The sequence below is a fragment of the Acinetobacter sp. L-24 genome, from assembly GCF_056857555.1.
Window position 1 is genome coordinate 1 of the sequence record NZ_JBSXNI010000014.1, and the last position, 8,852, is coordinate 8,852.

9 protein-coding genes and 1 pseudogene are annotated in these 8,852 nt (G+C 37.9%); 3 read left to right on the forward strand and 7 right to left on the reverse strand.

Annotated elements, in window-relative coordinates:
• Positions 1-156 precede the first annotated feature (156 nt).
• The 3 genes and pseudogenes from AC13CK_RS00635 to AC13CK_RS00645 all read right to left on the reverse strand — a co-directional run bounded on the left by AC13CK_RS00635 (position 157) and on the right by AC13CK_RS00645 (position 3,215).
• Complete coding sequence (locus AC13CK_RS00635; protein ID WP_482830878.1) at positions 157-768, reverse strand: recombinase family protein; 612 nt, start codon at positions 766-768, stop codon at positions 157-159.
• A gap of 658 nt (positions 769-1,426) precedes the next feature.
• Positions 1,427-1,492: pseudogene (locus tag AC13CK_RS00640) on the reverse strand (single-stranded DNA-binding protein); the annotation flags it as partial.
• Positions 1,493-2,417: 925 nt separating this feature from the next.
• Positions 2,418-3,215: a hypothetical protein gene (locus tag AC13CK_RS00645; protein ID WP_114542199.1), complete on the reverse strand. Its 798-nt coding sequence runs from the start codon at positions 3,213-3,215 to the stop codon at positions 2,418-2,420.
• Between the two features lie 891 nt (positions 3,216-4,106).
• On the opposite strand from AC13CK_RS00645, the gene repM reads away from it, so the two are divergent.
• Positions 4,107-5,027, forward strand: coding sequence for a replication initiation protein RepM (repM, locus tag AC13CK_RS00650; RefSeq protein WP_482830879.1), 921 nt, complete (start codon positions 4,107-4,109; stop codon positions 5,025-5,027).
• An 87-nt stretch (positions 5,028-5,114) separates the two neighbouring features.
• Complete coding sequence (locus tag AC13CK_RS00655; RefSeq protein ID WP_482830880.1) at positions 5,115-5,633, forward strand: plasmid replication DNA-binding protein; 519 nt, start codon at positions 5,115-5,117, stop codon at positions 5,631-5,633.
• A 271-nt stretch (positions 5,634-5,904) separates the two neighbouring features.
• Here AC13CK_RS00655 and AC13CK_RS00660 read toward each other — a convergent pair whose 3' ends face one another.
• The 4 genes from AC13CK_RS00660 to AC13CK_RS00675 all read right to left on the reverse strand — a co-directional run bounded on the left by AC13CK_RS00660 (position 5,905) and on the right by AC13CK_RS00675 (position 8,466).
• Positions 5,905-6,687 (reverse strand): sulfite exporter TauE/SafE family protein, encoded by a 783-nt coding sequence (locus tag AC13CK_RS00660; protein WP_482830881.1) that lies wholly within the window; start codon positions 6,685-6,687, stop codon positions 5,905-5,907.
• 70 nt (positions 6,688-6,757) lie between these two features.
• Positions 6,758-7,630: an MBL fold metallo-hydrolase gene (locus AC13CK_RS00665; protein ID WP_086044975.1), complete on the reverse strand. Its 873-nt coding sequence runs from the start codon at positions 7,628-7,630 to the stop codon at positions 6,758-6,760.
• A 2-nt stretch (positions 7,631-7,632) separates the two neighbouring features.
• Entirely contained in the window at positions 7,633-8,049 is a 417-nt protein-coding gene (locus tag AC13CK_RS00670) for a DUF6691 family protein (RefSeq protein ID WP_155861417.1), read from the reverse strand.
• Positions 8,050-8,466 (reverse strand): YeeE/YedE family protein, encoded by a 417-nt coding sequence (locus AC13CK_RS00675; protein ID WP_154773790.1) that lies wholly within the window; start codon positions 8,464-8,466, stop codon positions 8,050-8,052.
• Between the two features lie 103 nt (positions 8,467-8,569).
• Here AC13CK_RS00675 and AC13CK_RS00680 point away from each other — a divergent pair.
• A partial coding sequence (locus AC13CK_RS00680; RefSeq protein ID WP_482830882.1) for a metalloregulator ArsR/SmtB family transcription factor occupies positions 8,570-8,852 on the forward strand: 283 nt, incomplete at its 3' end.

Consider the following 8,852-nt stretch of genomic DNA (forward strand, 5'->3'; position numbering starts at 1 on the left):
GTGCATCAGTGCATCAGTGCATCAGTGCATCAGTGCATCAGTGCATCAGTGCATCAGTGCATCAGTGCATCAGTGCATCAGTGCATCAGTGCATCAGTGCATCAGTGCATCAGTGCATCAGTGCATCAGTGCATCAAAACACTTTTTCAAATAATTTCAAGTACTTTTAGCAACTCGGTAGACAGTTGCCACCCCACAACCCACTGCTTTGGCAATCTCATCCTTAGTCATATTGCCAGCCGCTAGCAGTTCTTTTATCCGTTTATGCTTAGCTTCATTGGCTTTCTTACCTGTTGCCTTGTAACCCGAACGCTCTAGGCCTTGCTTAATACGTTCTATACGTTTCTCATTATCCAGCCGAGCCATAGTTGCCAGGAGATCAATCAGCATATTATTGATGAGGTCCAGGATTGAAGTAGTAATGCTGTCACTGGTTTGAATCATTTGGTAGGTAGTTGGAAGATCTGCCACTATTAAGCGAAGTCCCTTTTCTTGGATCCTGCGCTTGAGTTCTTGAAAATCCCGTTGGGTTAGGCGTGATAGACGGTCCACACTTTCAACCAGGAAGGTATCACCTTGGTTTGCTTCTGACAGTAATTTGTTCAATTCAGGCCGATCTAGTTTCGTACCACTATAGTTTTCCACGTACACAATGATTTCACCTAAATTCAAATCTTGGTTTAGATCCTGCAGAATCTGCAAGGCTCTTTGTGCGTCTTGATCTTTGGTCGATGCTCTAAGGTAAATACGTGTATTCATATCTATCATTTATACTTAATTTTATTAGTTCAACGATAATACTATCCTTTGATTATCAAAGTAAGTCTAATGATAGATATTGAATGCTGTTTGGCTTTTTATCATTCAGGTATAGTCAATTGATAGTACAAAACTTAATTGGGAGGGAGTTTATGAAAAAAATTATTGTAGGATTAACCAGTCTTATAACTTTTACGGCTTGTTCACCCCACCCGAAACCTTTGATGATTGCATCTTGAAGCATATGCCCGGTACTCAGGAGAGAGCCGCAGTGACTGCAATATATGATGCCTATCTTAATAGGTTTCCTGAACGACAATAGTTGAAAATATATAAAGAAAGGACCCACCTGAGCTAGCAGGTGGGTCCTTTCTTTATCTTAGAATAAAATCTGCAATCTGAAGAAGATTAGCAATTAAGCCAATCAACTCCAGAGCGTAGAATATAACTACATTCATACATTGCCCTCTTGAGTTGGGGCATTGATATCATGTCCATGATGATGTTTAATGAATATTGATTAACTTTAATTAGTCAATTTGGATTCTCTTCATAGCATATACCAATGCATTGTTGATAATACCTACCCATCTTCCTCCACCGTCCAAAGTTGAGAAGATGGGTAGAGCTTTCAATTTCAGAAATTAGCCCAAAAGATATTACTTGCGAATGTTTTGGTTTCCGGATCTTTACCCAAAGTACTCACTAAAATAACTTTATTTACACCACGCATTTGCCATTTACTTCCTATGTATTTCTATATTTAACTTTATAAGAGTTATGCTTAAATGGCTACCTCTTTACCCGACAAGTGCGTTTATTGTTGTCGCGAAGCATCATCAATCTGCTGTTTATCTAACATTAAAATTAATAATTCAGCCAATTAAGCACATTTTTAATTACCTAATTCAAAAAAACCAACTCATACGTTTGAATTGTTGTTTCATAAGAACACCTCTTTTCATGTGAGACCTAAGTGTGGGTCTTGAGGTGTTCTTGTTTGTTGTGTGATTTCCGAGGGTATGCCCATTTATCATCAAATACAGCCTGGCCTAGACGTCCTAGTATCTAGGCTTATTTAGAGAATGCGCATTATTATGTCTTTATGTAGAAAGCCTTATATATTTTCCTAAGCTAAAAAGCATATTTAATTGTATTTCTTCAATTTACTTGTTCCCCTCCTTGCGTTTTTTCCCATACCCCCTCCGCATTTTTGCGTATACCCCCTATATTTCTTACCGTGTTTATTTACATCATTACTCATAAAGTGTCTATTCTTCAAACTTGTTTCATAAGTTGAATACGTGCGCGCGTAATGGGTGTAACGCCCGTTTCGTTTCATAAAAATAAAAATTTAAATCAATGCCTTATAATTAAGTGTCCGTTTCGTTTTGCGTTTCGTTTTGTTTCGTTTTGCTCCCTTTTTTAATACTAGGAATCTCAAGAAGTTTCTTCTACAGGGCTGTGGGCTTTATTTGATATAGCATCCCCCTCTCCGCATTTTTGCGTACCCCCTTATGATTCTTTCCAGCTTAAATATTTTTAGCTTTTTATAGGGAAGAACTACTTCTTAATTTTGTTCCTATTTTTTATATACGCGCGCGCAATGGGTCAAAAGTTTATTTCGTTTCATGGAAATACCTAATTTAATCAAATTATTATGAAATGCATTCTGTTTCGTTTTGCGTTTCGTTTTGTTTCGTTTCATTCACTGGATCTAACCTTTTAGATCGTGGTGGTCTTGTATGGCCGAAGGAGTTTCCTCTATTAAATTTTTCGGGCAAATCAATTTTTTGATCCAGCTTACATAGATAAGAAGCTCTACAAATCGCATCATCCAATTCTGTTTTCAGGTCATGCCATTTCAACTCATTAAAATTACTAGTAGCCTTAATTGAGGTTTTACTATTTCTCATTTTTAAGAAGCCATAACGCATTGATCTTGCTTCTTTTAGAAACATGAAGGTAGTCGGGTTAAACCATAATGATTCCAAGCCATTTATTCTAGATAAAGCCCTAGTAATCTGAATATTGATTTCATCAAAATGATAGCGGTTATGATCTGTATCAATTACAACCATGAGATGTAAATGCAAATAGGGAACAAAGACATCACTGCTTTTGAAGAGCAGTCTATTTTTCATTTCTACGCTATAGATGAGCTGTAAATCAGGTAATTTACGTTTGCGCTTACCCTCCTTATTACGTATCCGATTCCGTTCACGAAAAAATGAATAAAGCTTTTCCTTAAACCGTTGAACAAATCTATTTGTATCAAATAGATCTTCGTCCTCAATCTCAAGAACATAATGCAACATTATGGGAGTCGCCATGTTTTGAGAGCACCACTCTAAAATTCGAATGGTTTCAATGAGGTTACGACGATCCATTTCACGATTTAAAATCAAATAACCACGGAAAAATTCCAAACCTTTCGGAATAGCATCACAACGCATAAATTTTGGCGACCTAGTTTCAGAGTACAAAGGAGAGATAAAAGTAATTTAAAGCTACAGAAAATGTTACGCCAAATTAAAATTTTTCTAAATTCTCTGGAACCTTATAATTTAAAGGGATACAAAGATAAAAGTAATAAAAAAGTATCTGTTAAATCGTTAAATCGTGTTTTTGATTAGAATTACTATTTCCATTGTAGAGAATTATCAAAAATCTAGTATGGAATTGGTTTTATTTAATTCCTTTCATTCTGAATATTGTCGAGTATATTTATTAGTGTTTATATTTCCTCACCATTTGCTCTAGAATCAATTTTTTTGATGGTCTGATACCCTTTCCACTAATTTTCTTAAAACGCGCTCTAGAGTTGTTAGATTTGCTTTAAGTGAATTTGAGTTTTTTGTTTGTTTCCCTGATTACAAGCTTCCTATCCATTAATCACCTGCATAGCAGAGCATCCCGTATGGGTGCGAACTTTCCAAGTTGACTTCCCAAACCGAGCGTAGCGAGTAAAAAAGTTCATGAGCGAAGCGAATTCCGAGCTGCTTTTGATCTTGTTTTTCTCAAAGTCACGGAAATATTCACCAAAAAATTGCCCCGACGAATCGAGCGAAAGCGAGATTCAATAGAGTTTGAGCATAGCGAAAACCAAGGGCAATTTTTACTTGTTTGGGCTTTTAATTATTTTTAAATCTTTTAAATGCTTTTAAGTAAGCTGTAATCCTTTATTTACAATGGTTCTAGACTTAATAAAACTAGGTTTATCGACCCATAAAACTAGGTTTATCGATCTTAAAACTAGGTTTATCGACCTTAGATTTAGTTGATTTACAAGTCAATTAAAATAGTCTATTGTACGACCTAGTTTAATTATAAATTTATTATTAGAAATGAGTGAATTAATCGTAAAGGATAATGCTTTAATTCAGGCTAGCTATACCTTAGATACAGTTGAACAAAGATTGATTCTATTAGCTATTGCTGAGGCTCGAGAAACAGGACATGGGGTAACTGAAAATAGCCTTCTAGAAGTACATGCAAGTAGCTATATAAATACCTTTAATGTCGAAAAACATACTGCCTATACCGTACTTCGGGATGCATCTAAAAGCTTATTTGATCGCTATGTCACATACCATGATATTAATCCTAAGACTGGTAAGGACCGTAGCTTTCACTGTCGCTGGGTCGACAAAATTGGATATGAACCTCAATCTGGAATCGTTTTCTTACGATTTACACAAGACATTGTTCCACTCATAACTCGACTGGAAGAAAATTTCACAAAATATGAACTGCAGCAGGTTTCAAGGTTAACTAGCTCTTACGCTATTCGGTTATACGAGTTATTAATTCAATGGAGATCTGCCGGTAAAACGCCAATTTTTGATCTATCCATCTTTAGGCAACAACTTGGTGTTGAACCTCATCAATACAAAACTATGAGTAACTTTAAAACGTATGTTTTAGATTTTGCCATTAAGCAAGTAAATGAGCTAACTGATATAACAGCTAAATATGAGCAACATAAGAAAGGACGTTCAATTTCAGGTTTTTCTTTCAGCTTTAAGCAGAAAAAAGTCAGCTCTGAAAAAGTAATTAAAGAACCAGATACCTTAACTCTCTTCTCCAAAATAAGTGATAAACAACGCCATCTCTTTGCCAATAAACTTTCTGAATTACCTGAAATGGGGCGATATTCTGAAGGCACTGAGAGCTACCAACAATTTGCTATACGCATTGCAGAAATGCTCCAGGATTCCGAAAAATTCCAAGAATTATTCCCTTATCTTCAAAAAGTTGGTTTTTAATCTGCCTAAATTTTAAACTTGATCATTTGTCTATTAGACAGTCTAATAGACAATAACTTTTGACAGGTTTAGGCATAGGTTTACAACATGAAAAGCCTTACAGTTCTTGAACTATCCAAGCTTTACAATATTAATAGACAGACGATTTACAATCACATAAACAAAGGAATATTAAGTAAAAATTCTGATAATAAAATCGATTTTGCAGAAGCTATACGTGTTTTTGGTGAGCCCGCAAAAAAACAAGATGTAAAAGAGTCTGTAAAAGTGGACAGTCCAAGTTCGACAGAATTTTTACTGCTTAGACAACAGATAGACATGCTGAAAAATCAGCTAGACGATGCCAAAGAGCGTGAGTCCTTTTATCAAAATCAGATTGAGACAATGCAACGCTTATTGGAAGCACCAAAACCAAAGATCCAAGAGCCTAGCGAACCCGAAACCTCACAATCAGCCCCTATTATAGAAATGAAGGAAGAGGTGATAGTTGTTCCACTTAAACATGACGGATTGACTACTCCAGAGAACAAACGTACCCCTGAACATGTTGAGCCAGAACCTAAAAAGAGGGGCTTCCTGAGCCGTTTTTTCCTTCCTTATGGTTAATCAGGACTCCTGTTTTTTGATGAGCCAATTTAAGTGCAAGTACATGAAATAATGACTCCTCAAAAAACAGGATGATGTTTATTAAAACTGAATAAAATCGTGGAACATTGTTCATTTATTAAGCGTGGAACGTGAACAATCATCAAAAAAGCCCAATCGGTGAGGATTGGGCTTTTCACATCAACATAAACAATTGTTTTTCAAAGAAAATTTTTTGCATTTCGCATAACGCGTATTATGTTAATTTTAGAAATATTGAATAATTAATCATTTATCCCATAAGTACTGAATAAATTAAATACATAGCAACTCCGATCACAGTCGTTGCAAAAATCTTTTGCACTCGATTAGCATCTATCCGATGTATTAAACTGCGCCCAATTAACATCCCCACAATACACGCCATAACGAAAGTGAGCGTGATGGAAACAGGATATTGAAAGCCGTCCAACACGTGGGCAGAAATACTAACCCCACCAATTAGAAAAATAATCATCAAGGAGGTCGCAACGATACTGCGCATATCGAGGTCTGTCACTTTACGTAGTGCTGGAACAATCACAAAACCACCACCCACTCCAAGCAAGCCAGTTAACAAACCTGCCACCATACCAATAATACCGAGAGATAAAGCAGTTTTCATATTCCAGATCAGGCGACCTGTAGTTTGATTAACCTTGCACAGTGCATTTTCATGATCATGGACTTTATTAAAGAATATCCGGTAAGCGACGAGCAGCATCACTAGACTGAATGCTAGGGTTAGCCATACTGGAGATATAATCCCTGCTAGATGCACACCATAACGTGCTGATGGAATGCTGATGAGAGCAATCCAAAGCGCAGCACGATAACGCACTATACGTTTGAATAAACCTTCAAATGTTCCAACCAAGGCGGATAGAGTGACTGCAAGTAGGCCCACAGGGGCAGCCTGTGCTACAGTCCACCCTTGACTCGCCATGAGTGCCGGCACAGCGAGAATACCTCCACCAGCACCTGTTAACCCTAGCAAGCCACCAATGGCCAAGCCTTCCAGTATCAACATCCACATAGCCCACACCCCTCTTTAAATCAAGCAATTCAACAAAAGACAAACCTTGTTGTTTAATGTTGAAACTTATTTATCTGAAATAGTTAAGTGGAAGTTTCAAATAAGAAACTCCATTCTCTTCTGGCTCAGGGAACTGTCCGGCTTTCATGTTGATCTGTATCGAAGGTAAAATTAGTTTTGGCATACTCAAACCCGCATCGCGCTTATTACGCATTTCTACAAATTCAGCTTTGGTCGTACCATGATGAATATGAATATTTCGGTTTTTTTGCGTCTGAAGATCCGTCTCACATACATAGCGATCACGGGTTTGTGGTAAATAGTCATGGCATAGAAATACTCGGGTACTCTCTGGCAGTTCAAACAGGCGCTGTACCGAATCAAAAAGTATTGCTGCACTTCCCCGCGGAAAGTCACAACGTGCCGTACCATAATCCGGCATAAACAAAGTATCCCCGACAAAGACAGCATCACCGATGACATAACTTAAGCAGGCCGGTGTATGTCCGGGGGTGGGAATGTTATATGCTTCGATTGAACCAATCTGAAATTTCTCATCATCTTCAAATAGGTAATCAAATAACTGCTGGGCATTCCATTGCTTAATATCCAAATGATAGATCGCAGCAAAGGTCTCCTGTACCACAGCAATTTTTTGACTCATGGCAATCTTGCCGCCCAATTCAACTTTGAGATACTGCGCTGCGGTCAAGTGATCTGCATGGACATGGGTTTCCAGAATCCACTCGACTGTTAAACCCTGTGCTTTGACATAGGCAATAATCTGATCGGCATGTGTGGTCGAAGTGGTTGCAGATGCAGCATCATAATCCAACACACTGTCAATAATTGCGCATGCCTGAGTTGTAGGATCACTCACCACATAACTAAAAGTATTGGTATCTTCATGAAAAAAATCTTTTACAACAGGGAAATTTGACATCATTAAGCTCCTGCCCACTTACGGTGAATCAACACGCCTACAAGCATTGCGACAATAAAATACAGGACCTGATAATGTCCAAGACCAATCAAAGTAAAACTTGGTGCAGGACATACACCAGCAACTCCCCAACCGATACCAAACAGCAGGCTGCCAATGATTAAGCGTGGGTCAAGTTTTTGACTGGTTGGCAATAAAATAGGTTCGTTAAAAACGGTTTTCGGTGCTGCAGAACGTATGGCTTTTTGAAAGGGAATAAATGCTACGGCAATTGCACCCATCATGACAAAGGCTAGACTGGCATCCCAGTCACCAAACAGATCTAGGAAATCCAGCACTTTTTCTGGATTCGACATACCTGATACCATCAGCCCCACAGAAAACAAACCGCCAAAAATAAAAGCGAGAAAATTTTTCATTTAGAAAGCTCCTGTGATATGGCGAATCATATAAACAGTGACAAAACCAGCAAACATGAAACTCATGGTGGCCACGATGGAACGTTTAGACAAACGACTCATCCCGCAAATGCCGTGACCGCTGGTACAACCTGAACCTAAGCGTGTACCAAAGCCAACCAAGAGACCCGCAACCACCATCATCAGCGGACTCGCATTCAATTCAATTTCTGGCTGAACAAACAGTCCATAGATAAATGGCACCGTGATTAAGCCCAACAGAAACCAAATTGCAGGTGTTTTAAACATCGTTGCAGGGTTCAGCACCTGTTCGATTAAACCACTGATTCCAGCGATACGACCATGCACATAAAGATAGCCGACCACGGCTACGCCAAGAAGCAATCCGCCTAAAAATGCGATCAGAAAATCATGCATAGTAAATATACCCACTTACAATATATTTTTATATATTATATAATAATTCTAATTATTCAAGTAGAAGATCTTAATTTTTTTATCTCATTATTAGGACGCATTCATGAACACTACTCAGTTAAAAACGCGAATAGACTTCTCACAAGTTGATCTTGTTAGTGATTGTCTAAAAGTTTTATCAAACCCAGATCGTCTTAAAATTCTATGTGTTTTGGTGGAAGGTGAACTCAATGTGCAGCAAATTGAAATACGCACTAATATCTACCAACCCACCTTGTCACAACAACTAACAGTTTTAAGAAACAATCAGATCGTATCGACACGACGGGAGGGTAAACAGATTTTTTATCAATTAAGCGATATGCGCGTGTTAAAAATCATGCAGA